This window comes from Catellatospora tritici (assembly GCF_019083965.1).
In the GTDB taxonomy this organism is placed as follows: Bacteria; Actinomycetota; Actinomycetes; order Mycobacteriales; family Micromonosporaceae; genus Catellatospora; species Catellatospora tritici.
Genome location: NZ_JAHRCY010000006.1, coordinates 402,753 through 426,985, shown reverse-complemented (window position 1 = coordinate 426,985; position 24,233 = coordinate 402,753). Strand labels below are relative to the sequence as shown.

Sequence of the window (24,233 nt, the reverse complement as noted above, 5' to 3'; positions counted from 1 at the left end):
CGGATGGGACGCATGATCCTGCAGCTCGTCCTAGCCGCGGTCGGCCTGGCCCTGCTCACCTATGCCGCCGACCACCTGGTGCTGGGCTCCTCGCGGCTGGCCACCCGCCTGCGGATCAACCCGGTCGTCGTCGGCGTGGTCGTGATCGGGCTCGGCACCAGCGCACCCGAGCTGCTGGTGTCGGGGCTGGCCGCCGGTCGGGGCGACGCCGGGATCGCGCTGGGCAACCTGGTCGGCTCCAACATCCTCAACCTGACCCTGATCCTGGGCATCGCGGCACTGCTCGCCCCGGTCATGGTCGCCTCGTCGGTGATCCGCCGCGAGGTGCCGCTGGCCGTCGCCTCGGTGCTGCTGTTCGCGGTGCTCGCCGGGTGGCGCCTGGCCCCGGCCACCGCGCTGGTGCTGGCCGTGGCGGGCGTCGCGGCGCTGTGGCTGCTGGTGCGCTGGGCGCGTACGGGCGATCAGCGCCTGGCCGACGAGGTGGCCGAGTTCGAGCAGACCGGCGGGCCGGTCACCGACCGCAGCTCACGGCTGCCCGCCTGGGCCGAACCGGTCCGCACCGTGCTCGGGCTGCTCGGGGTGCTGGCCGGGGCGCAGCTGCTGGTCGCCAACGCCTCCGCGATCGCCGAGAGCCTCGGTGTGCCGCAGGTCGTCATCGGGTTCACGCTGGTCGCGCTGGGCACGTCGCTGCCGGAGCTGGTGACCACGGTGCAGGGTCAGCGGCGCGGTGAGACGGACCTGGTGGTGGGCAACCTGTTCGGCAGCAACCTGTTCAACAGCCTCGCCGGGGGTGCCGTGATCGGGTTCGCGACGCCCGAGCCCGCCCGCGCCGCGCTCCCGCTGCTGGTCGCGATGCTGGCCACGACGCTGCTGGCCTGGGGACTGCTCGCCCGACGCCGCCGCCTGACCCGCCGCGACGGCCTGATCCTGCTCGCCGCGTACCTGCTCACCCTGCCGCTCCTGCTCACCTGAGCCGACGGTCGGATCTCTGGCGCGCGTGCGGTCCTGCGCCCCGAACCCCGCTCGGATGGCGTGAGCGTTCGCCTCAGCGTCTCAAGCAGCCGTCGCCGCTACCACGACGGCGCGGTTTCCACGCCGACCACATCGGCGGCCGGAATTCTGGCGACAAGGACGCCCACCGTCGTCGGGTTACTCGGGACCCGCCAGGTAATGACCATCTCAGCCTGCTCCTCCAGGGAAGCGTCGACGAGGATGGTGAAGATCAGATTCCCGTCGACGTCGGTGTATCCGTCCGCGGCGAGATCGATGACAGCGCCGGACCGTAGGGTCACCACCCACCGGCTGGGGGCACCAGCTGCGAAGTTCACAACAGTAGACATTACCGAGCAGCCAGGACCGTACCGGCGGTACGTTGCTGGCCTGTTCGGCGATGCGGCCCTGACGGGCCGGATCGGGCCCGAGGCTTGACGGCGCTCCTGCTTCCTGTGCGCTCTCAGTTCAGCGAAAACTCCGCCATATTCGTGCGGAGCTGATCTTCCGAGACCGGGTGTTGCCACCGCCCGATCTTGACCAGGTAGATACCCCGCCCACCGGGGATGCCGTCCACCAGGAACTCTTGACGACAGACCCCGTTCGTATACACGGGTTCCGTAACGATCTTGCCATTCGCAAGATCGTTACCATTGGCACCGAGGATCTTGACGACTGTGCCGATCCGGAATCTGGTGTCCGATGTCTCGTGGCATATGCTCTGACCACCTCCGGCGAAGGTCGCGTTCGTAGCGACGTTGGCATCACCCGAGCCGCGGGCGACCCAGCCGATCAACCCGGCCACGGCTGCCACCGCGACAAGCGCGCTTGCGAACGCGACAAGCTTCCATCGCCGGACCTCGCCCGACACGTCCCCCGCCATCATGCGCGGTACAGTACTTGATGTTGGCCAGTCGGTGAATCACCAGTTCACCAACCACAGACAGCCCGGCTGTGTTGTCGCGGTAGATGCTTTACGTCGGCGTCCCAGAAGCTGCCTGAGATGATCGACGGTTCGCGCTTCGGCCGTCGGCGGCGCAGTCCGGTCAGGGACGGGCCTTGGGGCGTAGCGACTCCACCCACTTGTTCGGGCGGCCGTCGAAGTGATCGCGGAGGCGGTCCTCGACATGTTCAGGGCTCCAGATGGCCTCCCGCTCGACGTTCTCGCATTCCTCGGCCGTCGCCAGCCTTCTGCTGAAGTACAGCGACGGTGGGCACGATCGGGAGGCGATCGTTATGGCTTGGCCAGTCACGTCCTGCTGGAACTTGACGTCCAGGCGCCGCAGTTCGCGCTCCAGCAGCGGCACCGAGTCGAGGAGTGTCCAGCGGCCGTTGCGCTTGAAGCAGCGGTCCGATACCCAGACGGTGAAGGCAACCGGCTTCTCCACCAGCTCCAGTAGATCGATGGGCTTCTCGGACAGGTCGACATGGTCATAGAACTCGGCGTTCACCGACCACAGCTGCCGACCGTAGGCGAAGCGGCCATCACCCAGCGGGACGCGCACAACCCTTCCGGGAGCCCGATTGGGCCGCGCCTTACGGATCACTCGCTGTTCAGGAAGAGACTTCTGCACAGCGTCGATCGTCGCAGATCCGGCATCGGTTGCTCGGCTCTCGACGTAAAGCGGCTACTGTGACGATTCGGTCAAGCAGGACCTGGGACTGGACACCAATGGAGCCTGACAGCCAATGGAGCCTGTTCAGGCCGTTGGTCGCGGTGATCTTTGCCGGGGCCGGTATCGGCATTGGACTCAGTCAGTCGCACTGGTCCCAGCCGTCGCCGAAGATGAGGTCGGCGCGGTAGATCAGGGCGAGGTTTCTGACTGCCAGGCCAAGTCCCGCGGCTCGCCCCGCAGCGTAGGGGTCACTTTCCTTCGCACCCTCGGTCGTGTCCAAGTGTGCGACCTCGGCGTATAGATCGAGGACCACGCGGATCATGTCGATCATCGGAATGGTGCTGGCCGTTGTGACTTCGACGCCGGAAGGTGCGAGCGCTTGTAGCGCGACGACATGGTGTTCGTCGTCGTCGAGCTTGCGGTGCACGAATGCGATCACTTTCTGATCCACGCCCGAAGCGTACGGGCGTGCCAGTGTTGGCGTTGGTGTGTTGTGCCATCGGGCTGGTGTCGGTTGGAGCCCGCATCGACCACCGCCGCTGGGGCCAGGCGAGGTCCGCCTCGACGGGGGTACGCGCCTGTACCTGATCCTCGAGCGGGGAGCGGGCGTGACCGGCTACGACGAGCAGGACTGCCTTCGCCTGCTTGAAGACTTCGCAGGCGAGCCCCTGCCACCCCTCGAACGCACGCTACGCAATCCGCCCATCGACCCCAATTGGCGCGGCCCACTGGGCAACCCGGCGTGGCGCGGAGTCTGGTATCCGGTAGCGAACCTGCGCGGCCCTGTGATTGGGCCTGCGGTTATCCGCCGGTAACCGGAAGTGGCGCTGAGCCGAACTTCCCTGGCAGCGGCACCAAACCTATTCGATCATGACCAGGCGTCAACATCCTCCGACGCCGTTCCGCCAAGCACATGCGGTACCAGGCGTCATCTGCCCACGAGTTCCGGGTTCAGGCCCAGCATCCACTCCACGCCGTGGCGGGCGGCGGCGATGCCGGGTTCGCGGGACTGCGCGGTGCAGACAAGCACGCGGCCGCCCTTGCGCGGGTACAGGTAAACACCCTGCCACCACGTCTCGCCCTCGTGCTCATACGCCAGCTCGAGAACCTGCGCATCCGGGCCCATCTTGCGGCGGGCGACGACCGTCTGGCCCGGGGCGATCAGCACACCACAGCGTCGGACGCGGCATCGGGGCGTTCGAAGGTGTACGGCCAATGCGGCACCAGGACCAGGCCGTGACCGGCGAGGCGGGCGAAGACGTGTCCCATGGACGCGAACTGTAGTCACAGTATCCCGTCGATGATCCTTGGCTTCTCGGTTACGGATGGCATGGATGGTCGTGAGATCGAGTGCGGATAACAGCGGCCCGGCGGGGTGTAGCAGTTCACCCCGTAATTACATGACTCGGCGACGCACTGCGACCAGCTTCCACGCCCATCTGCTGCCAGGCAGTCAGGACCGCACGCGCCGGGCCATTGACGACGTTCGGCGGGAGCGGCCCTGACGGCCCGGTGGCGGCCCAAGGCCATGATCAGGCCCCGGAAACTGTCTAACGGAGGTACACGTCGGGCGTGGGAACGCTGGTCATGCCGTCGCCGATGAAGAAGCTCGGGTGGGGCGGCTGGTTGTAGGCGGTGTTCTGCCAGGCGATGGCCAGGCGGTACTGGATGTCGTGCATCAGGGTGTAGATGCGGCGGGTGGTCGGCGTCGAGGTGCTGTAGATGCGCAACGCGGTATCCCCGGTGACCGGCCAGATCACCTCTTCACGCCAGTCGCCGAACAGGTCACCCGACAGCGACGGCGTCGACTTCGTGCCGTTGTTGGAGTGCACGTTCGACCCGGTCAGCAGCCGGGTGTCGCCGCCGGTGCCGTACTTGTCGATGTGGGTGGCGTCGAGCAGCTCCCGTACCGGGTCGGCGTCCCACCAGGCGAGGAAGTTGGTCGAGCCGGGCTTGCGGCTGCTGACCACCCCGCCGGTACGCACCGACCGCAGCCCCGAGTCGGCCGCCGACCAGCTCTCGGCTCCGGCGCTACCGGCCCAGACGTCACCGGCGACACCGCGCCCGTTGTCGCCGTTGGCGGGCGTGGTCCACAGGACCTGGCCGGTACGCGCGTCGGCCACCCACGACGACGGCTTGCTGCCGTCCTCGTCGACCTTGAACTCTTCCAGCCCGGCACGGGCCGGGTCGAGGTCACCGACGTGCATGGCGTCGCCGTGGCCGTTGCCGGTGTTCCACAGCTTCGCGCCGTTGTCGTCGATCGCCATCGAGCCGTAGATGATCTCGTCGCGCCCGTCGGCGTCCACGTCGGCGATGGAGAGCTGGTGGTTGCCCTGGCCCGCGTACGCCGAGTTGCCGGAGCCGTTGCTGTCGAACGTCCACCGCTTGGTGAGGCTGCCGTTGCGGAAGTCCCACGCCGCGAGGACCGTGCGGGTGTAGTAGCCCCGCGCCATGATCAGCGACGGCCGGGCCCCGTCCAGGTACGCCGTACCGGCGAGGAAGCGGTCGACGCGGTTGCCGTAGCTGTCGCCCCAGGACGAGACCGTGCCGCGCGGCGGGTCGTAGTTGACGGTCGACATGGCCCGGCCGGTCTGCCCGTTGAACATGGTCAGGAACTCGGGTCCGGACAGGATGTAGCCGTCGGAGTTGCGGTAGTCGGCGCTGGCGCTGCCGATGACGGTGCCGCCGCCGTCGACGGTCGCGTCGGCGGTCTTCATGGCCACCTCGGCCTTGCCGTCGCCGTCGTAGTCGTACACCTGGAACTGGGTGTAGTGGGCCCCGGCCCGGATGTTGCGGCCCAGGTCGATGCGCCACAGCCGGGTGCCGTTGAGCTTGTACGCGTCCACGTAGACGTTGCTGGTGACACCGGCCTGCGAGTTGTCCTTGGAGTTGGTCGGGTCCCACTTGAGGACGATCTCGTAGACGCCGTCGCCGTCCAGGTCGCCGACGGAGGCGTCGTTGGCGACGTACCCGCCGGGGTTCTGGATCGGCACGTCGAGGTAGCCGTTGGTGAACTGCAGCGCCGCCGCCGACGCGGCCTGTTCGACCCCGTTCACGACCGCCCGCACCGTGTACGCGCTGCCCGCGGCGGCGCCGCTGTCGAGGTAGTTGGTGGAGTCGGTGATCGGCGAGGCGTTGACCTTGGTGCTGCCCCGGTACACGTTGAAGCCGGTGGTGGCGGCGTCACCGGCGAGCAGGCGCCACGAGACCAGGTTGCCGCTGCCCGACCGTACGCTGATCAGCCCTCGGTCCAGCTTCTCGGCCTGGTGCCGCCCGTTCGGCCCGGTCGGGGTCGACGGCGACGGGCTGGGGCTGGCCGGGGCGCTCGGGCTGGGGCTCGGCGAGGCGCTGCGCGAAGGTGACGGTGACGCGGACGCGGACGCGCTCGGCGAGGTCGGCGTGGTGCCGCCGGTGCAGGTGGTGCCGTTGAGGGCGAACGACGTCGGGGCGGGGTTGCTGGTGGTCCAGCTGCCGTTGAAGCCGAAGTTGGCGGTGCCGCCGGTGCCGAGGCTGCCGTTGTAGCTGACGTTGCGCGCGGTGACGTTCACGCCGGACTGGCTGAGTTCGGCGTTCCAGAACTGGCCCACCGTCTGCCCCGCCGGGTATGCCCAGGTCAGGGCCCAGCTGGTGATCGGGTCGCCGAGGTTGGTGATGGTGATGTCGGTGCCGAAGCCACCCTGCCACTCGTTGGTGACTTTGTAACTGACGCTGCAGCCTGCGGCTGCCGCCGCACTGACCGCCACGAGGGTGCCCGCGGCAAGCAGGGACGCGGTCGTGGCGGCGAGCAACGCGAAGCGGCGCGTTGGTGATCGCATGATCTCTCCTGGAGGGGACGGAGCCACCGGGCGTGATACCGCCCAGCGGTCGGCGTATGTGTTGCCGTGTCGCCGCTCCAGGGCCACGGACCGTCACTCAGATCCCGCCACCGGACATGCCAAGCCCGCCGCCGCCAGACGTCCTGCCCAGACGCCTCCAGCGAGGTCACTCGTGCACGGTGCCCAAACTGCCGCCGCCGACCCTAACCCGCCCCGATCCCACCCACAACCACTCACGGCCACCTATATCCGTCGATCATGAACTAATGGCACGGTTCGACGGCGTGTCCCGTGCACAGCTTCCTGATCAACCTGCCGCTTGGGCCGGGTGGAGGTCGAGGCGCCAGACGTTGCTGCGCATGAGGCTGCCCTTGGGGTACTCGAAATCGGACTCACCGGTCAGCTCGAAGCCGACGCGGCGGCAGATCGCGTTGGAGGCCGGGTTGTCCACGCTCGGAAAGGCACACAGCCAGCGGTATCGGCCGTCAGCCCGCGTGATCGCCACGACCTGTCGAGCGGCGGCCACGGCGATGCCCCGTCCCTGGAACTCGGGCAGGACGTGCCAGCCGGACTCGTACACGGTCTCGTCCTGCCATTCGCGCACCCACCAGCCGATGGTCCCGGCCGCCTCACCGCCCGGCAGCGCGACCCGGTACATCTGCCCGTTCGGCAGCGCCAGATACCGCTGGTGCCGGGCCTGCACCTGCTCCTCGGTCTCCGGCCCGCCCAGGTGCCGCTTCATCTCCGGCACGTTCACCCGCCGCAGCAACTCCAGATCCTGCTCGGCCCACGCCACCAACTCCACCGTCTGCTCGCTCACCACTCCACCCTGCCCGAAGTGCGAGTCGATCAGGAAGCTGTGCCCGGGACACACCGTCGAGCCGTGCCATAAGTTCATGATCGACGGGAAAAAGGCGATCCGGCGTGCGCCGCGACTCGGGGGTCTACGACGCACGCCGGTGATCAGGGGTACGGCCAGGGTCAGCCGGAGAACTCGTTGAGGTAGACCGTAGGGGTGGCGGTGTTGGCGGGGCCGCCGGTGTTGTTGATGACGTGGGCGATGGTGCCCTGGCCGCCGAGCGAGACGATGACCAGGTTGTGGAACTTGACGCCGGGCTTGACCGGGACCTCGAAGCCGCGTTCGCCCACGATGGACAGGTCCTGGGTGAAGACGCAGTACGAACCCACGCCCCACGCCTCGTGCGTGGTCACCGAGTCGGCGACCTTGTACGCGGCGTAGCCCCGGGTGCTGCCGTTCATCCAGGCGGCCTGGTTCGGGGCCTCGTACGGCAGCTCGTTCTGGAAGAAGTAGGTGCGGCCGCCGTTGCCGTTCCAGATGACCTCGTACTTCTGGTAGTGCTCGACGAACAGGCCGTACATGGTGACGTCGTTGCCGTTGACGATGAGGCCGGTGTCGGCGGTGTTGACGGTCCAGCCCACGCCGGTGCCGTGGTCGGCGCGCCACAGCCACATGTGGTCACCGATCACGTTGTTGCTGTTGATGACCAGGCTGGTGGTGGCCTTGCCGGCGCCCGCGCCGCCGATGCGGAAGTACACGTCGTGCAGCGAGCTCGGGTTGGCGGCGTGGCTCGCCGTCGACCCGGCCGGGCCCATCTCCATCAGCGTCGCCGAGTTGGCGGTGCCCGCGTCGATGAGCAGGCCCGCGACCTGGACGCCGTCGACGTCGGCGACCTTGATCGCGGTGATGCCGTTGTCCGGGATCAGCGTGGCCAGGCCCAGGCCCAGCACGACCGTGTCGGCCCGGTTGACCTGCAGGGTCTGGTTCAGGTGGTACACGCCGGGGGTGAACAGCAGGTTCTTGCCCGCCGCGAGCGCGTTGTTGATGGTGGCCGCGGTCGCGCCCGGGCGGACCACGTAGAAGTCGGCCAGCGAGATCGAGCTGCCGACCGGCGTCTTGTTGTACCAGCTGGTGCCCTGCGCGTTGGTGCGCACGCCCGGCTTGAACACCTTGTACGCGCCGGTGCCGTCGACGTACAGGAACGGCTTCTCCCGCACGACGGGGCTGTTGGTGACGACCGTGTGCGACGGGTTCGGGAAGTTCGGCGCGGGGGCGCCGACGACGCCGGTGAAGACCATGTTCCACACCGACCCGGTCCAGCTGCCGAACTCGCTGTTGCGCGAGAACCACTGCTGCTGCGAGCCGGACGAGACCAGCCCGTCGACCTTGGTGTCGGCCATCAGGCCGCCGCTGGCCCAGCCGTCGCCGCCGTTCCACAGCTGGATCTGGTTGCCGGTGCCCTTGAGGTGCATCCGCCGGTACGCCGCGGCCTGGGCGACCGCCCAGCGCTCGACCGTGTTGCCCGCGGGCAGCGTCACGGACAGGTTCTCCGCGGTGCGCCAGAAGTTCTGGGTGGCGTTGCCGCCCATCCACAGCGCCTCGACCCGCACGTGGCCGTTGAGGTTCACGTCGTCGGGCGAGAAGCCCAGGCCCGCGACCTGCGTGTAGAAGCCCAGGTTCACGTCGGTGGTGTAGGAGCCCGGTTTGAACAGCACCGCGTACCGGCTGGCGCCGAACTGGTTGGTCTCCTGCTCGGTGAAGATCTGGTTGAGCTTGGCCTGGATCGTCGCCGCCGGGGTGGACGGGTCGTAGACGAAGGTGTTCGGCCCGAGGTTCGGGTTCATCGGGTCGGTCGGCTCGACCGGGTCGGTGACGACGCCGCCGCCCGCGTACACCTTGAACTCCCACAGCGAGTAGCCGTAGCCGGTGTTGCGCTGAGTGCCGTACATGCGGACGTACCGGCCGGAGCCGGAGACGGCCAGCGTCTGGGTGCCGCCAGTGCCGGTCGTGGTCGAGTAGACGCTGGTCCAGTTCGCGGCGTCATTGGACACCTGGATCTGGAACGCCTTGGCCGAGGCGGTCTCCCACTCCAGCTGCACCTGGCAGATGGTCTTGGTACTGCCCAGGTCGACCTGGATCCACTGCGGGTCGGTGAACAGGCTGCCCCAGCGGCTGGTCGAGCTGCCGTCGAACGCGGCGGCCGGGGTGCCGGACTCGGTCGAGGAGGCGGTGGCGGGCTTGCCCTGCGAGGCGAGCGCGCACGGGCCGGGTGAGGTGCTGGTGCTGGGGCTGGGGCTGGGGCTGGGGCTGGGCTGGGTGCCGCCGATCACGCCGTAGACGCCGAACTCGTAGAGCGAGTAGCCGTAGCCACTGATGCGCTGGGTGCCGTACATGCGGATGTATCGGCCGGAGCCGGAGACGGCCAGGGTCTGCGTGCCGCCGGTGCCGTTGGTGGTGCTGTAGATGTCGGTCCAGCTGGTGCCGTTGCCGGAGACCTGCAGCTGGAACGCCTTGGCGTACGCGCCCTCCCACTGCAGCACGACCTGGCTGATCGCCGCGGTGGCGCCCAGGTCGATCTGGATCCACTGCGGGTCGCTCCAGGCGCTGCCCCAGCGGGTGCCCGCGTTGCCGTCGACCGCGTTGCTCGCGGGCAGGTCGGCGCCCTGCACCGACGATGCGGTGGCGGTCTTGCCGACGGAGATCAGGGGGTCGGCGGCGTGCGCCGCGGGCACGGCGAACGCGTAGGTGCCGACGAGGGCCAGCAGGGCGGCTGACGTCGCGACGAGGATTTTGCGGCGCCGGGGCGGCGACGCGATGCCGGGGAGCGGCTCGGGACTCATGTTCTGCCTTCCGAACGGGGGTACGGGTGATGCGGGACCAGTGCCGTGGCGCGACTGGAGAGCGCTCTCCAAAGTGTCCCCGAGTATTACGCTCCGGTTGCAGCGACGTCAATATCCCTCGTCGCCTTGTCCTATCGAGACCGATTTATCCTGCAAGAATTTCATGGGCCATGGCTCGCCGGAAATCGCTCTCCACGGCGGCCGCACGCCGACCCGATTCGATCATGGAGAGCGCTCTCCGCGGCCGGGTTGCCCCGGCGTCCTAACCTGGTCGCATGAGCCTGACCGCACCGTTCACGGGACAGCTGCTCCTGCCCGACAAGGCGATGACCAGTGGCACCTCACCGGTGCTCAGCGCGGACGGGCAGGCCATCGCACACGTGCAGTGGCATGTCTGGTCGCTGCACAGCAGATTCGAGATCCTCGGCCCGCGCGGCGACGTGCTCGCGGCGGGAGGCACCCAGGGCTGGACCGGACGTCAGCTGACGGTGCGCACCCCGGACGGGCGCACCGTGGTGGACATCAAGTTCGGACTGTGGCGGCCGATCAACGGGGCCGCGATCACCCTCGGCAGCGGCCGCACGCTCGGCGTACGGCAGACGAGCATCTGGTCCGACCGCAACTTCGAGTTCTCGGTGGGCGGGCGCCCGGTCGGGCGGATCACGCCGACGACGGGTGCGCTGAGCTTCCGGCCGGACTCGTACTCGTTCGTGCTGGACAGTCCCGTGCTGACGGCCCTGGAGGCGATCAGCCTGGCCCAGGCCCTGCGCGCGGCCGTACGCACCATGCGCGCCAGCTCCAGCTGACCCGGGGCGGCTCGGACCGAGCCCCCCGGATCAGTGGTTCGGTCAGACGCCGATGGGCATGCGGTCCAGGTCGGTGCCGTCGGCGCCGGTCTCGCGGGCCCACTGCGCCGCCTCGCTGACGCGGACCGTCACCTCGCCGGTCAGCCGCTTCTTCACGTGCGTCACCGGCTCCCCGTTGCCCCGCTCCGCCTCGGTCTGCTCGCTCAGCGAGCGTCCCCACAGCGTGGCCGCCGCCGCGACCACCGCCACGACCGGCACCCCGAGCTTGCGGGCCAGCCGCTCCTCGGCCGCGGTGGCACCGGCCTCGGCCACCGCCAGCAGCCGCGAGTCGACCCAACCGAAGCCGGAGGTGATGATGTCGCGCTGGCGCCGGCGCGCCTTCTCCACCGGGCTCTCCTGGGCGACGGCCTCGGCGGGCATGCTGGTCGCGCCGAACGCGCGCCGCATGGGCGCGCCGCTGGCCGAGTCGCGCACCTTGACCGCGTCGACCGCGGCCTGCTCCTTGGCGGGCCCGACCAGCACCTGAGCCTCGTCGCCGACCAGCAGGTCGGCGACGGCGACACGGTGCTTACACGCCGTGCCGAGCACCACCGGCAGCACCAGCAGTTGCTCGGCCGACAGCGGTTTGCTGCCGCGCTCGACCGAGGCCAGCCAGGACACGGTCCAGTCGAACCCGAGACCGCGGGCGGCCGCCGCGATCTCCTCATGGTCGATTCCGGCGTCCAGCCGCAGCCAGCGCATGTTCCGACCAATCAATTCACGTACTGATATCGATTCCGCCATGTTGCTGTCCATACCCACGGCGCCAGACGTTAGGTAACGGGTAGGTCACCGGCAATGGAATGCCGTCAACGCCACACCGCAGTGTCGTCGATCGGACTCAGCGATGGCGATCACGCTGGTGCGGGCACGGGCCGTCGGGCAGTGGCGGGGTCACCGGCACGGCCACCCCGGCGGCGAGCAGCGCCGACCGCAGCTCCAGCAGGCAGTTGGTGTCACCGAGCAACTCAGCGGGCACCGCTATGTCCGCGTTGGACACCACGATCCGGTAGGTGTGGGCGCGTATGCTCCCGTTGGCGATGACGAAGTCGGCCACGGCGCGCACGCCGCCTTGCGCGGGCAGCAGCCGCAGCAGGTATTCGGGCTTGTCCCCGTGGGCGTACCCGTCGAAGGGGGCCTTGACCACCAGGCCGGGCTCCGGCGACAGCCAGTCGGCCTCGCCGGGGCGCACCGAGTGGCGGCTGCGGAAGATCTCGTGCCGCAGCACGCGGTAGCGGTCGCACAGCGTCAGCGCCCGTTGGACCCGGTCGGCCAGGGCCTGGGTGGTCTCACCGGGCGCGACCGGAGCCAGCAGGGTCGCGAGCCGGTCGCGCCACCAGTCGCGCAGCGGCTGGTCCAGCGAGTGGCGCCAGGCATCCTCGGCGCAGTGCCCGGCGAACTCCAGCGCCTCGGCCAGCGCGGCCAGGCGCATGTCGGCGCCGGGCCACAGCAGCAGCGGGGCCTGGCCGGGCAGGATCAGGGCGGTGGCGCGCCGCAGCGCGCAGTAGTGGGTGACGGCGCGCAGCGCGCCGGTGGCGACCAGGTCGACGTCCATGGGGTTGTCGCACCAGTCCCAGTTGTGCCGGACCCGGTCCAGTTCCTGGTGCAGCGGGTCGCGCAGCTTCTTCACACCGTGCTCGCCGTGGCCGGGGCGGGTGACCGCGTCGACGGCGTCGGCTCCGAACAGCAGGGCCGGGATGTAGTCCTGGCGCGCGTCGATAATGTTCATCCGCGTACCTCCCGCCGCAGCTTATGACATCGATACAAGTCCAATCCGGACGGTATGCCCCAGGCGGCGCCACCCGGGGGCCGGAAAGATCACCAACGGCTGTACGGGCGGCGACCCGGCTTGTGGTGCTTATATGGGGGGTATGACCAACCCGGCGATCCTGACCGTCGACGACGACGCGGCCGTCTCCCGGGCCGTGGCCCGTGACCTGCGCCGCCAGTACGGCGAGCGCTACCGCATCGTGCGCGCCGCCTCCGGCGCCGAGGCCCTCGACGCGCTCCGGGAGATCAAACTCCGGGGCGAGCAGGTGGCCGTGCTGCTCGCCGACTACCGGATGCCCCAGATGAACGGCATCCAGTTCCTGGAAGCGGCGATGGACCTGTTCCCGCGCGCCCGCCGGGTGCTGCTCACCGCGTACGCGGACACGGACGCGGCGATCAACGCCATCAACGTGGTAGACCTGGATCACTATCTGCTCAAGCCGTGGAACCCGCCTGAGGAGCACCTCTACCCGATCGTCGACACGCTGCTGGACGCGTGGCAGACCACGCCTGACGCAGCGGCGGCCGAGATCCGGGTGGTGGGGCACCGCTGGTCGGCGCCGTCGTACAAGGTGCGCGACTTCCTGGCCCGCAACCTGGTGCCGTACCGGTGGCTGACCACCGACGACCCGGAGGGGCAGCGGCTGCTCAACGCGGCCGGGGTGACCGAGACCGACGTGCCGCTGGTGATCACCACCGAGGGCAAGACGCTGGTCCAGCCCACCGAGGCGGAGCTGGCGGGCAGCGCGGGCCTGACCATCACCCCGGGCTCGGACTTCTACGACGTGATCGTGGTCGGGGCGGGCCCGGCCGGGCTGGGCGCCGCCGTGTACGCCGCCTCCGAGGGCCTGCGCACCGTGCTGGTCGAACGCCGTGCCACCGGCGGCCAGGCCGGCCAGAGCAGCCGGATCGAGAACTACCTCGGCTTCCCCGACGGCGTCTCCGGCGCCCAGCTCACCGACCGGGCCCGCCGCCAGGCGCTGAAGTTCGGCGCCGAGCTGCTCAGCGCCCGTGAGGTGGTCTCGCTGGAGCAGGCCGGGGCGACCCGGGTGGTGCACTTCGCCGACGGCAGCCGCATCGCCGCGCACAGCGTCGTGCTGGCCACCGGCGTGTCGTACCGGATGCTCGACGTGCCCGGCTGCGCCGACCTGACCGGCCGCGGCGTCTACTACGGCTCGGCCGCCACCGAGGCGGCCAACTGCGCCGGGCAGGAGGTCTATCTGGTCGGCGGCGCCAACTCGGCCGGGCAGGCCGCGGTCTACTTCTCCCGGTACGCCAGCCGCGTGCACGTGCTGATCCGCGCCGAGAGCCTGCAGCGGTCGATGTCGCAGTACCTGATCGCCCAGATCGAGGCGATCGAGAACATCACCGTGCACCCGTTCACCGAGGTCTGCGGCAGCGAGGGCGGGGAGCACCTGGACCGGGTCACGCTGGTCGACTCGCGGACCGGCGAACGGCGCACCGTGGAGACCGAGTGGCTGTTCATCATGATCGGCGCCGAGCCGCGCACGGAGTGGCTCGACGGTGTCATCGCACGCGACGCCCGCGGGTTCGTGCTGACCGGGCCGGACCTGACCCACGGCGGGCAGCGACCGGCCGGGTGGAACCTGCCGCGCGACCCGTACCACCTGGAATGCAGCGTGCCGGGCGTCTTCGCCGCCGGTGACGTGCGCGCCGACTCGGTCAAGCGCGTCGCCTCCGCGGTCGGCGAGGGCGCCATGGCCATCTCCCTGGTGCACCGCTACCTGGAGGCCCAATGACCACCGTCGACGAATCCGCCCGCGCCTGCGGTGGGGGGACCCCGCTGCCGGACCGGCTGACCCGCGAGCAGCTGCGCACCCTGTTCCTGTTCGAGAAGCTCGCCGACGACCGGCTGGACTGGCTGATCGAGCACGGCACGATCGAACGCTTCACGGCCGGTCCGGTGTACGCCGAAGGCGACCCGGCGACCTGCTTCTACGTGCTGCTGTCGGGTGCCGTGTCGATGAGCCGCCAGGTGCACGGCGAGCAGCTCGAGACCAACCGCACCGACCAGCGCGGCGTGTACGCCGGCGCCACGCAGGCCTACCTGGGTGACCAGATCCGGCAGGTCTACCCCAACTCGCTGCGCGCCATCGTCGACTCCGACTTCCTGGTGCTGCCCGCCGGCACTTTCGCCGCCATGATGCGCGAATGGTTCCCCATGGCGATGCACATGCTGGAGGGCGCGTTCTTCGGCCTGCGCAGCCAGCAGGTCGTCGTCGGCGAGCGGGAACGGCTGCTGGCGCTGGGCTCGCTGTCGGCGGGCCTGACCCACGAGCTGAACAACCCCGCCGCCGCGGCCGTACGCGCCACGGCGACGCTCAGCCAGCGGGTGGCCGGGATGCGGCACAAACTCGCGCTGATCGCCGACGGGCGGCTGGACGGCACCAAGCTGCGCCAGCTCGTCGACCTGCAGGAGGAGGCGGTCAAGCGGATCGCGTCGGCCCCGCAGCTCACGCCGATGCAGACCGCCGACGCCGAGGACGAGTTGGCCGACTGGCTGGACGAGCACGACATCGCCGGCGCCTGGGACATCGCCCCGACGCTGGTCGCGGGCGGGGTCGACCCGGAGTGGCTGGGCAAGGTCGCCGACACCGTGGGCGGCGACAACCTGGAGTCGGCGATCCGCTGGCTGACCTACACGCTGGACACCGAGCTGCTGATGGGCGAGATCGACGACTCGGTCAGCCGGATCTCGGGGCTGGTCGCGGCGGCCAAGCAGTACTCGCAACTGGACCGGACGCCGTACCAGACCGTGGACGTGCACGACCTGCTCAAGGCGACGCTGGTGATGATGCAGGCGAAGATCCCCAAGGGGGTCACCGTGGTCAAGGAGTTCGACCGCAGCCTGCCCAAGATCTCCGGGTACGCCGCGGAGCTGAACCAGGTCTGGACGAACCTGATCGACAACGCCCTGTCGGCGATGGGCGAGGAGGGCACCCTCACCCTGCGTACCGGGCGGGAGGACGGCGACTGCGTGTACGTCGAGGTCGCCGATACCGGGCCGGGCATCGACCCGGCCATCCGGCCGCGCATCTTCGAGCCGTTCTTCACCACCAAGCCGGTCGGCGAGGGGACGGGGCTGGGCCTGGACATCTCGTACCGGATCGTGGTCAACAAGCACCACGGCGACATCCGCGTCTCCTCCCAGCCCGGCGACACCCGGTTCCGGGTGGTGCTCCCCGTGGATCCCGAGGCGGACTGAGTCAACCTTCGGCCGCGCCCCGTCGTCCTTGGTGGGCGACGAGAGGAGAGCCTGTGCGGTCGAAAGACGCCTACACCGGGCTGGCGGAGCTGGTCGCCCACCGCGGCCCGGCCCTGCTGGCCACGGCGACCCTGCTCGCCGGCGGACGGTCCGCCGGTGAGGACCTGCTGCAGGCGGCCCTGGAACGCACGATCCGCGCCTGGCGGCGGGTCGAGGGTGATCCGGAGGCCTACCTGCGCCGCACTCTGTACCACCTGGCGGTGGACAGCTGGCGGCTGCGGCGGCGCCGCCCCGAGACGATCGGGCGCTACGAGCCGCCCGCCCAACCCGACGAGTCCGACCGGATCGCGCTGCGCCGCGCCCTGCTCCAGTCGCTGGCCGAGTTGCCGCCCCGGCAGCGGGCCGTGCTGGTGCTGCGCTACTGGGAGCAGCTGAGCGAGGCCGAGGCCGCCGCCGCGCTCGGCTGCTCGGTCGGCACGGTCAAGTCGTCGGCCTCCCGCGGCCTGGCCCGCCTGCGGGAGCGCACTGCCGCCTGGGCCGTCGACGACCTCCCCCACCCGATCGGAGCCACCTCATGAGCACCCGCCTCGAAGAAGAGCTCGCCGCCGGGATGCGCGAGCACACCGCCGACCTGCGGCCCAGTCTCGATCTCCTCGACCGGGCCACCCGGGCGCACTGGCGCCGCCAGACGCGCGTGGCGGCCGGCGCCGGGCTCGGACTGGTCGCGGTGCTGGCCGTCACCGCCTACGCCATCGACAGCAGCCGGTCGGCCGCACCGAGCGGCGACCTGCCCGTCGCGGCGGCGACCGGCACGCCGTCGCTGAAGCCCACGCCGTCGGCGGCGACGACGCCGCTGACCGCCGCCGAGGTCCTGCGGCGAGCCAGAGCGGCGCTGGACCGCGACGGCATCGAGCACGTGGTGACCAGGAAGGAACAGCCGAACGGCGCGGTGCTGAGATCCGAGTCCTGGCACGACCCGGTCACCGGTGACCAGCGCGGTCACACCCTGCAGCCGCTGCCCGGCCAGGGGAGCAAGAACAGCTGGATCATCCTGTCCGGCGGCGGGTTCTCGGTGACCGACGTCTTCTCCGCCACCCGGACCTACGCGGTGGCGTCCGGTCCCGACCCCGCCCAGGTGCCGGTGACCGGGACGGAGGGGTACATCCCGGAGGAGCTGCGGGCGCTGCTGGCATCGGCGGACGGCTACGAGTTCAGCGGGCATCCCGAGGTCGTCCAGGGACGCAGGCTGCTGATGCTGCGCAAGATGGCCGGGGACAGCATCACCCACCTGTGGTTCGACGCCGACACGTACCTGCCGGTGCGCCGGACCCTCCAGAAACAGGCCGACCGGAGCAGTCTGATCGTCCTGTGGCAGTTCGACTGGCTACTGCGCTCGGCCCATTCGCTGACCGTGTTCAAAGTGACCATCCCCCCGGGATACACCGAGGTCCCCTACACCCCTCCGGTGAGCTGACGCCCTCCCCTCCCCGCCCCTCCCCGCCCGCGCCCCTCCCCGCCAGGCCGCGGCGTGGGCTGCGGTTTCAGGGAAAGTGCTGGAATCTTGGTCCGGATTCGTGCAGTTTCCCGAAACTGCACGCTGGCGGCGGAGGGCGTGGGGCGGGGTCAGCGGTTGCGGCGGCGGGAACTGCCGGTGGAGGTGCGTTCGGTGTGCGGGGGCGTGCCGCTGGTGCGGTCGTTGCGGCCGCGCTTGCGCTGGTGCGCCTTGCCGTCGTTGGACGACGATGATCCGTTCTCGTGGACGCTGGGTGTCGCTATAGCGACCTCAGGCGTCCACAAAATCGGATCTTGCCCACCGTCGACGGGTGCTACGTCGTCGGACTCGTGCCCATCCGACGTCTGCGGCACGGAGGTATCGGGCAAAGCGGCCTCGGCCGCCGAGGCCAAGGGCTCAGCCACCAGGGAGGATTCGGCGCCCGACGCAGCCTCGGCAGCCGATGACGGGCTGACGGTCGGCGCAGGCTTCGCGACCGGCGCAGGCTTCGCGACCGGCGCGGGCTTCGCGACCGGCGCAGGCTTCGCGACCGGCGCGGGCTTCGCGACCGGCGCAGGCCCCTCGGTCGGCGCGGGTTTTGCCATCGGCGCGGGTTTTGCGGTCGGCGCGGACCCCCCGGTCGGCGCGGGGTTTGCGGTCGGCGCGGGGTTTGCGGCTGGCGCGGGGTTTGCGGCTGGCGCGGGGTTTGCGGCTGGTGTGGGCTCGGCGGTCAGGGCGAGGCCGGTGGCCGGTGCGGGCTCGGCGGTCAGGGGCGGTACCGCGATGGGCGGTGCCGGCGGGTGGGTCGGCGGTGGCGCCGCGGGAAGGGTCGGGGTGAGTGCGGCGTCGTCCTGGCGGCGGCGGTGGGCCAGGGCCGCCTTGTAGTCGCGCTTGGCCTGCTCGGCTTCGCGTTCGGCCTGCTCGCGTATGTCGCGCGCCTGCTCGTGCGCCTTGCGCAGCACCTCCAGCGCGGTCCCCCGCATCTCCCGCGCCTCGCGGTCGGCCAGTCGCAGCATCTCGGTGATACGCGGGCCGACGGTCTGCTGCGGATGTGCCTGCGCGAGTTCAGCGGTCAGCCGGGAGATCTCCATCCGGGCCACTCCGAGCGCCGCCTCCACCGTGGTCAGCCGCTGGACCTCGGCGGCCAGCCGCCGCAGCCGCCGCCCGGTGTCGGCGACGAAGTCGTCCACCTCGTCCATCGAGTAACCGAAAAGAGCGGTAGGGAACCGCTCCTCGTCGCTGACCTCAGCCGCGGTACGGGACATGAATCAACCCTAGCCAGCGACCAGGTCGACCCGAGCCCGATTCGGATACTTGCCAAGGCTTACGACCAGGCGGCGCGCAGCCGCGCGAGTCCGGATGCGAACGCCGCCCGGTCCAGCACCGCGCCTCGGTGCACCCCGGCGGCGACCGGCTCGTCGAAGAACCGGTCCGGCAGCGTGCCCGCGCCGTGTCCGAGGCGATCGTTGATCGCCTGCTGGCGGCGCAGCCGCTCCCGGCCGAGCGTGAACACGTCGTCGGGCGCGAACGGCCGCCCGGTCACCGCCCGGACCAGCTCGGCGACCCGGTCCAGGGACAGCGGCCGGGTCGGGGTGCTCGCGTACGGGCAGATCATGAGGGCGTCCAGGCCGCTCCACAGGTCGGCCAGCCGGATCGTGCGCTCGACGTCCAGCACGGACGCGGGTGCGGGCACGGTCAGCCCGAGGCGGCGGGCTTCGGCGAAGGCGTGCGGCAGCCCGTGCTCGGGGTCGAAGTCGAGGTCGTGCTCGATCGCGTCGTAGCGGGGTCCGGCCGGGGCGGCGGCGTACATGAGGCCGAGGCCGGGCTGCACGCGCGGGTCGAACGGCGGCAGCTCATCCCACCGGCTGATCATGGAGAACTTTTGCTCGCCGATCCGCCCGCCGAGCGCCGAGGCGCCGAACCCCAGCGGATCGCCGTAGCACGCCGCGCGCTCGACGAGTTCGGGCAGGACGTCGGCCGCGCCGAAGCCGGTTCCGGCGGGGAGCGTGTCGGCTGGCCACCCGGGCACCGCACCGCGGTCCATCGCCTCGAAGAGGCAGCCCAGGGTGCCGCCGAGGGAGACCGGGTCCAGGCCCAACTCCTGGCAGCGGGCGTTGGCGGCCAGGATCGCACCTAGGTCGGCGATGCCCAGGTTCGGGCCCAGCATGGCCACGGCCTCCTGGTGCAGCCCGGCCCCCGCGTACGACTTGACGCAGTCGTTGGGGCAGCCGGGGCAGCCGCCGCCGCTGCGGGCCAGGTAGGCGGCGTACCGGTCGGGGTGCAGGCCGGGCCAGGCGGCCGGGGCGGTGCCGGTGTCGGAGAAGTTGAGGACCGAGGCTTGGCCGGGGTGGATCGTGGTGCCGGACCAGGCGCCGAAACCAGGCACGGCGTGCTGCCAGCCCGCGAGCGGATGGCCGGGCATCTCCGCCCGGTACGCCGCCCCCAGCCGCACCACCGCCGCCGGGTCGGCCGGGACGGGCGCGGACCCCGACGGCACACACACGATCGCTTTGATCTTGCGAAACCCGAGCACGGTGCCGAACCCGCGCCGGGGCAGCGGGAAGTCACCGCAGGTCACAACGTTGGCGTAAGCGGAGAGGTTCTCCCCGGCGGGTCCGATCACGGCGACGGCGGTGCCCGGCCCGTGCCGGGCCACGAGCTGCTCGGTGGCAGTCCGCGTGTCCATGCCCCACAGGCCGTCGGCGTCGCGCAGCTCGGCGCGCCCGTCACTGACCACCACATACGACAGCCGGTCGGCGATGCCGGTAAGGCTGATCCCGGTCACCCCGGCCGCGCGCATCCCCGCCGCGTACGGCCCCTCGGCTCGGGTCTCGCCGACGTACCCGCCCATCGCCGGCGACACCCCGACGAGGGCGCAGCGGTCGGTGCCGACGGCGCCAAGCCCGCCGACCGTGCTCGTCACCAGCGCGACCGGCACCTTGAGCCGGCGCAGGGGACCGTAGGTGTCGATCACCCGGGCCAGCACTCCGAGGGCGTGCAACGGCCCACTGAACCCCTCGGGCTGCTCGCTCCACTGCTCCCGGGTGCCGAGGTCGAAGTGCAGGTACACGCTCACGCGGGGACCGGGGCGTCCGGGCGCAGCAGTCCTTCGGCGACCAGTTCGGCCCAGAGGTCGGCGGGGGTCGGGGTGGCGATGCGGGCGGCGGCCTGGGTCACGTGGTCGGGGTGGTCGGCGCCGATGACGACGGAGGCGACGGCCGGGTGCGCTCCGGCGAAGGCGAGCGCCGCCTGGGGCAGGCTGACGCCGTGCCGGGCGCAGACGGCGGCGATGGCGCGGGCGCGGGCCAGCACGGGTGCGGGGACGCGGCTGTACGCGTAGGTCGCGGTCTCGTCGGGGCGTTCCAGGGCGAGCAGGCCGCTGTTGAACACGCTGGCGTTGAGCACCCGGATGCCGCGCGCGGCGCAGGCGGGCAGCACGGCGTCCAGCGCCCGCTGCTCCAGCAGCGTGTAGCGCCCGGCGACCATGAGCACGTCCACGTCGGTGTCGGTGGCGAACCGTTCGAGCAGGCCGAGGTCGTTGGTGCCGATGCCGATCGCGCCGAGGACGCCTTGCTCGCGCAGCGCGGCCAGGGCCGGGTAGCCCTCGCGCAGCGCCGCGGCGGGGTCGGGGCTCGCCTCGGGGTCGTGCAGCAGAGCGATGTCGATCCGGTCCAGGCCGAGGCGGGTGAGGCTGTCGTCGAGGCTGCGGCGTACGCCGTCGGCGCTGAAGTCCCAGACGCGCCGGTGGGTGGCCGGGGTGTCGAAGCCGTGGTCGCGGTCGCTGCCGCCGTCGGGGTTGTCCACCAGCACCCGGCCCACCTTGGTGGACAGGGCGTACGTAGCGCGCGGGTGGCGGGCGAGGACCCGGCCGAGGCGGCGTTCGGCCAGGCCGACGCCGTAGTGCGGGGCGGTGTCGAAGTAGCGCACCCCGTCGGCCCAGGCCTGCTCGACGGTGGCGGCGGCGCGCTCCTCGTCGATGGCCCGGTAGAGGTTGCCCAGTGGGCCGGAGCCGAGGCCGAGCGGGGTGACGGCGGTGAGGGGGTCGGTCAACGCGGTTCCTTCCGGGAGGCGACGTGGACGCACACGATGTCGAGCCGGCGTGGCCCGTGCACGCCCTCCACCCGGTTGAGCTCGATGTCGCTGGTGGCGGAGGGCCCGGAGATCATCGTGAGGGGGCGGGTGGGATCGGGCAAGGCCGCGAACAGGTCGGGCACGTCGGCGACGACGCTTTCGTCGTACACGACGCAGATGTGGTGGTCGGGGACCAGGGTGAGCAGGCGGCGGCCCTGGCCGGGTCCGGTGTCCAGGACGATGGTGCCGGTCTCGGCGATGGCCGCGGCACAGCCGGTGAGCACGGACAGGCCGGGCGCGTCCAGGTCGGCCGGGGTCAGCCGGGCGCCGTCGGCGTCCGGCAGCAGCGGCGCCGCCAGGCCGTGCGTCCACGCCTGCGGCAGGCCCGGGGGTACGACCACCGCCGACGCCCCGGCCAGCAGCCCCGCCAGCACGCTCGGCAGCTCCGGTTCGGTGCAGTGGTGGATGCCCGCCCGGTAGTCCCCGGCCCGCTCGGCGAACAGCTCACTCAGCATGGGTACGCCTCCACCAGTCGCGGAAGGACTCGGGCGCGGGCAGCGGCGCGTCCCGGTGCGCCGTCCACGCCGACATCGGCCACGGCGCCCGCCGCAGCGTGCCGCCGCGCCGCCGGGTGAGCGCCCGCAGCGGCGCGGCCCCGGTGCGGGCCGCACGCAGGGCCGCCCGCCAGCGCCTGCGGTCGCGCATGAGCCAGCTCAGCGTGGACATCACGGCCCGTTCGGCGGCGGGCTTGGGCCCGGTCTGGCGCAGGTGCACCAGGATCTCGGGAATGTTGATCTTCACGGGGCAGACGTCGTAGCACGCCCCGCAGAGCGTCGAGGCGTACGGCAGCGAGCGGTTGGCGCCCGCGTCCTGGCCGGTCAGCTGCGGGGACAGGATGGCGCCGATCGGGCCGGGGTAGACCGAGCCGTAGGCGTGGCCGCCGGTGCGCTCGTACACGGGACAGACGTTAAGGCAGGCCGAGCAGCGGATGCAGCGCAGCGCCGCCCGCCCGACGGGGTCCTGCGCGGTCCTGGTCCGGCCGTTGTCCAGCAGCACGATGTGCAGCCGCCGCGGCCCGTCGTCCGGCGTGACCCCGGTGAAGATCGAGGTGTACGGGTTCATCCGCTCCCCGGTCGACGAGCGCGGCAGCAGCCGCAGGAAGTCGCCGAGGTCGGTCATCCTGGGCAGCAGCTTCTCCACCCCGACCACCGCGATGAGCGTGTCCGGCAGGGTCAGGCACATCCGCCCGTTGCCCTCCGACTCCACGATCACCAGCGACCCGGTCTCGGCCACGGCGAAGTTCGCCCCGCACACGGCCACCCGCGCCGACAGGAACGTACGCCGCAGGTACTCCCGGGCCGCCCCCGCGAGCACCGCGGGCTCGTCGGACTCGGCGGTGAAGCCGGGCATCCGCGCGGCGAAGATCTCGCGGATCTGGCTGCGGTTGTAGTGGATCGCCGGGACCAGGATGTGCGACGGGGTGTCGTCGGCCAGCTGCACGATCAGCTCGGCCAGGTCGGTCTCGATCGCGGTGATCCCGGCGTCGGCCAGGGCCTCGTTGAGCCCGATCTCCTGCGTCGCCATCGACTTGATCTTCACGACCTGGTCGGCGCCCTGGGCCCGGACCAGCTCGGCCACGATCTCGTTGGCGGCCGCCGCGTCGACCGCGTGGTGCACGCTCGCCCCGGCCGCCACCGCCGCCGCCTCGAACGCGGCCAGCAGCTCGGGCAGCCGGTCCAGCACCTCATCCTTGGTACGCGCCGCCCGTTCCCGCAGCTCCTCCCAGTCGGGCACCTCCGACACCACCCGCGCCCGCTTGTCGCGGATGGTGCGGGTGGCCCGCCCGAGGTTGGCCCGCAGCTGCGTGTCCTTCAACTCGTGCGCGGCGGCGGCCGGGAACGGCGTCACCGCCACGATCGGCAGGTGCCTGCTCATGCGTGATCACCCGGTCCGGTCGCGATGCCGCGGTCTACCGCTCGGGCGCTCATGACCGGGCTCCCGTGTCGGCCAGAATCTCGGCGTAGTGGATCGGCTTCGGGGCGCCGGGGCGGCGGGCCAGGCCGCCGCCGATGTGGGCCAGGCAGGAGTTGTCTGCGGCGGCAAGGTACTCGGCGCCGGTCGACACGGCGTTGGCGCACTTGTCGGCGAGCATCGCGCCGGAGACGTCGGCGTTCTTCAGCGCGAAGGTGCCGCCGAAGCCGCAGCACTGCTCGGGTTCGGGCAGCTCGACCAGCTCCAATCCGGACACCGCGCGCAGCAGCCGCTGCGGCCGGTCACCCAGGCGCAGCATGCGCAGGCCGTGGCAGGTCGGGTGGTAGGTGACCCGGTGCGGGAAGTGGGCGCCGACGTCGGTCACCCCGAGCACGTCGACGAGCAGCTCGGACAGCTCGTACACGGGCAGGCGGGTGTGGGCGCGCAGGTGCGCGGCGCAGGACCCGGACGGCGTCACGATGACGTCGTGCCCGGCGAAGGCCGCCTCGGTGTGGCGTTCCAGCTCCCGGGCGGGCGTGGCGTAGCCGGTGTTGGCGTGCAGTTGGCCGCAGCAGGTCTGCTCCGGCGGGAAGGCCACGGTGTGGCCGAGCCGGTCCAGCACCGCCACGACCGCCATCCCGGCTCGTGGGAAGAGCGCGTCGTTGAGACACGTCACGAGCAGCGCGATACGCACAGCATCGACCTCCTCTCTGGACGCGGGTTCCGCTCTTGCCGTCCGATCCTATAGGATCCATGATGTAGGCGAAAGGAGCCACGAGATGACCGACCAGCCGACCG

The 24,233-nt window shown here is 71.0% G+C and carries 22 protein-coding genes; 6 read left to right on the top strand and 16 right to left on the bottom strand.

Annotated features, from left to right (window positions below):
• Positions 1 to 12 precede the first annotated feature (12 nt).
• Positions 13 to 972 carry a calcium/sodium antiporter gene (locus KUA19_RS16690; protein ID WP_217396911.1) on the top strand — a complete coding sequence of 320 codons (960 nt, stop codon included), beginning with the start codon at positions 13 to 15 and terminating at the stop codon, positions 970 to 972.
• Positions 973 to 1,070: 98 nt separating this feature from the next.
• Here KUA19_RS16690 and KUA19_RS16685 read toward each other — a convergent pair whose 3' ends face one another.
• From KUA19_RS16685 to KUA19_RS16650, 8 genes are all read right to left on the bottom strand, one after another.
• Positions 1,071 to 1,292, bottom strand: a complete 222-nt coding sequence (locus KUA19_RS16685; RefSeq protein ID WP_308167473.1) for a hypothetical protein — start codon at positions 1,290 to 1,292, stop codon at positions 1,071 to 1,073.
• A gap of 161 nt (positions 1,293 to 1,453) precedes the next feature.
• The gene (locus KUA19_RS16680; protein WP_217396909.1) at positions 1,454 to 1,876 is read right to left on the bottom strand and encodes a flagellar basal body L-ring protein FlgH; all 423 of its coding nucleotides are present in this window, start codon (positions 1,874 to 1,876) and stop codon (positions 1,454 to 1,456) included.
• Between the two features lie 160 nt (positions 1,877 to 2,036).
• Positions 2,037 to 2,495, bottom strand: coding sequence for an Imm26 family immunity protein (locus KUA19_RS16675; RefSeq protein ID WP_217396908.1), 459 nt, complete (start codon positions 2,493 to 2,495; stop codon positions 2,037 to 2,039).
• Positions 2,496 to 2,745: 250 nt separating this feature from the next.
• Positions 2,746 to 3,057 (bottom strand): hypothetical protein, encoded by a 312-nt coding sequence (locus KUA19_RS16670; RefSeq protein ID WP_217396907.1) that lies wholly within the window; start codon positions 3,055 to 3,057, stop codon positions 2,746 to 2,748.
• A gap of 477 nt (positions 3,058 to 3,534) precedes the next feature.
• Positions 3,535 to 3,774, bottom strand: coding sequence for a hypothetical protein (locus KUA19_RS16665; protein ID WP_217396906.1), 240 nt, complete (start codon positions 3,772 to 3,774; stop codon positions 3,535 to 3,537).
• 382 nt (positions 3,775 to 4,156) lie between these two features.
• Complete coding sequence (locus KUA19_RS16660; protein ID WP_217396905.1) at positions 4,157 to 6,421, bottom strand: rhamnogalacturonan lyase family protein; 2,265 nt, start codon at positions 6,419 to 6,421, stop codon at positions 4,157 to 4,159.
• A gap of 307 nt (positions 6,422 to 6,728) precedes the next feature.
• Complete coding sequence (locus KUA19_RS16655) at positions 6,729 to 7,241, bottom strand: GNAT family N-acetyltransferase (RefSeq protein WP_308167472.1); 513 nt, start codon at positions 7,239 to 7,241, stop codon at positions 6,729 to 6,731.
• A 161-nt stretch (positions 7,242 to 7,402) separates the two neighbouring features.
• On the bottom strand, positions 7,403 to 10,060 hold the full coding sequence (locus KUA19_RS16650; RefSeq protein ID WP_217396903.1) for a discoidin domain-containing protein: 2,658 nt from the start codon (positions 10,058 to 10,060) through the stop codon (positions 7,403 to 7,405).
• 275 nt (positions 10,061 to 10,335) lie between these two features.
• On the opposite strand from KUA19_RS16650, the gene KUA19_RS16645 reads away from it, so the two are divergent.
• A complete protein-coding gene (locus KUA19_RS16645) occupies positions 10,336 to 10,866 on the top strand; it encodes an LURP-one-related/scramblase family protein (protein ID WP_217396902.1) in 531 nt (176 codons plus the stop codon).
• Positions 10,867 to 10,908: 42 nt separating this feature from the next.
• Here the strand turns inward: KUA19_RS16645 and KUA19_RS16640 are convergent, their stop codons facing one another.
• On the bottom strand, positions 10,909 to 11,607 hold the full coding sequence (locus tag KUA19_RS16640; RefSeq protein WP_217396901.1) for a hypothetical protein: 699 nt from the start codon (positions 11,605 to 11,607) through the stop codon (positions 10,909 to 10,911).
• 139 nt (positions 11,608 to 11,746) lie between these two features.
• Positions 11,747 to 12,634: a hypothetical protein gene (locus KUA19_RS16635; protein ID WP_217396900.1), complete on the bottom strand. Its 888-nt coding sequence runs from the start codon at positions 12,632 to 12,634 to the stop codon at positions 11,747 to 11,749.
• A gap of 133 nt (positions 12,635 to 12,767) precedes the next feature.
• Between KUA19_RS16635 and KUA19_RS43960 the strand changes: the two genes are divergently transcribed.
• From KUA19_RS43960 to KUA19_RS16615, 4 genes are read left to right on the top strand one after another with little or no spacing between them, the layout of a single operon-like run.
• Positions 12,768 to 14,435, top strand: coding sequence for an NAD(P)/FAD-dependent oxidoreductase (locus KUA19_RS43960; RefSeq protein WP_302499178.1), 1,668 nt, complete (start codon positions 12,768 to 12,770; stop codon positions 14,433 to 14,435).
• On the top strand, positions 14,432 to 15,901 hold the full coding sequence (locus KUA19_RS16625; protein ID WP_217396899.1) for an ATP-binding protein: 1,470 nt from the start codon (positions 14,432 to 14,434) through the stop codon (positions 15,899 to 15,901). The genes KUA19_RS43960 and KUA19_RS16625 overlap by 4 nt, the downstream gene beginning before the upstream one ends.
• Before the next feature lie 53 nt (positions 15,902 to 15,954).
• Entirely contained in the window at positions 15,955 to 16,479 is a 525-nt protein-coding gene (locus KUA19_RS16620) for a SigE family RNA polymerase sigma factor (protein WP_308167471.1), read from the top strand.
• Positions 16,476 to 17,375: a hypothetical protein gene (locus KUA19_RS16615; protein ID WP_217396898.1), complete on the top strand. Its 900-nt coding sequence runs from the start codon at positions 16,476 to 16,478 to the stop codon at positions 17,373 to 17,375. Before KUA19_RS16620 ends, KUA19_RS16615 begins: the two co-directional genes overlap by 4 nt.
• 149 nt (positions 17,376 to 17,524) lie before the next feature.
• On the opposite strand, the gene KUA19_RS16610 is transcribed toward KUA19_RS16615, so the two are convergent.
• The 6 genes from KUA19_RS16610 to KUA19_RS16585 are packed head-to-tail and all read right to left on the bottom strand — an operon-like array spanning position 17,525 to position 24,129.
• Positions 17,525 to 18,658 (bottom strand): hypothetical protein, encoded by a 1,134-nt coding sequence (locus KUA19_RS16610; RefSeq protein ID WP_217396897.1) that lies wholly within the window; start codon positions 18,656 to 18,658, stop codon positions 17,525 to 17,527.
• A gap of 59 nt (positions 18,659 to 18,717) precedes the next feature.
• Positions 18,718 to 20,469, bottom strand: a complete 1,752-nt coding sequence (locus KUA19_RS16605; protein ID WP_217396896.1) for an aldehyde ferredoxin oxidoreductase C-terminal domain-containing protein — start codon at positions 20,467 to 20,469, stop codon at positions 18,718 to 18,720.
• Entirely contained in the window at positions 20,466 to 21,443 is a 978-nt protein-coding gene (locus KUA19_RS16600) for an aldo/keto reductase (RefSeq protein ID WP_217396895.1), read from the bottom strand. Before KUA19_RS16600 ends, KUA19_RS16605 begins: the two co-directional genes overlap by 4 nt.
• Entirely contained in the window at positions 21,440 to 21,979 is a 540-nt protein-coding gene (locus tag KUA19_RS16595) for a LutC/YkgG family protein (RefSeq protein WP_217396894.1), read from the bottom strand. The genes KUA19_RS16600 and KUA19_RS16595 overlap by 4 nt, the downstream gene beginning before the upstream one ends.
• Positions 21,969 to 23,399: a lactate utilization protein B gene (locus KUA19_RS16590; protein ID WP_217396893.1), complete on the bottom strand. Its 1,431-nt coding sequence runs from the start codon at positions 23,397 to 23,399 to the stop codon at positions 21,969 to 21,971. Before KUA19_RS16590 ends, KUA19_RS16595 begins: the two co-directional genes overlap by 11 nt.
• 49 nt (positions 23,400 to 23,448) lie before the next feature.
• The gene (locus tag KUA19_RS16585; RefSeq protein WP_217396892.1) at positions 23,449 to 24,129 is read right to left on the bottom strand and encodes a (Fe-S)-binding protein; all 681 of its coding nucleotides are present in this window, start codon (positions 24,127 to 24,129) and stop codon (positions 23,449 to 23,451) included.
• Positions 24,130 to 24,233: the final 104 nt, after the last annotated feature.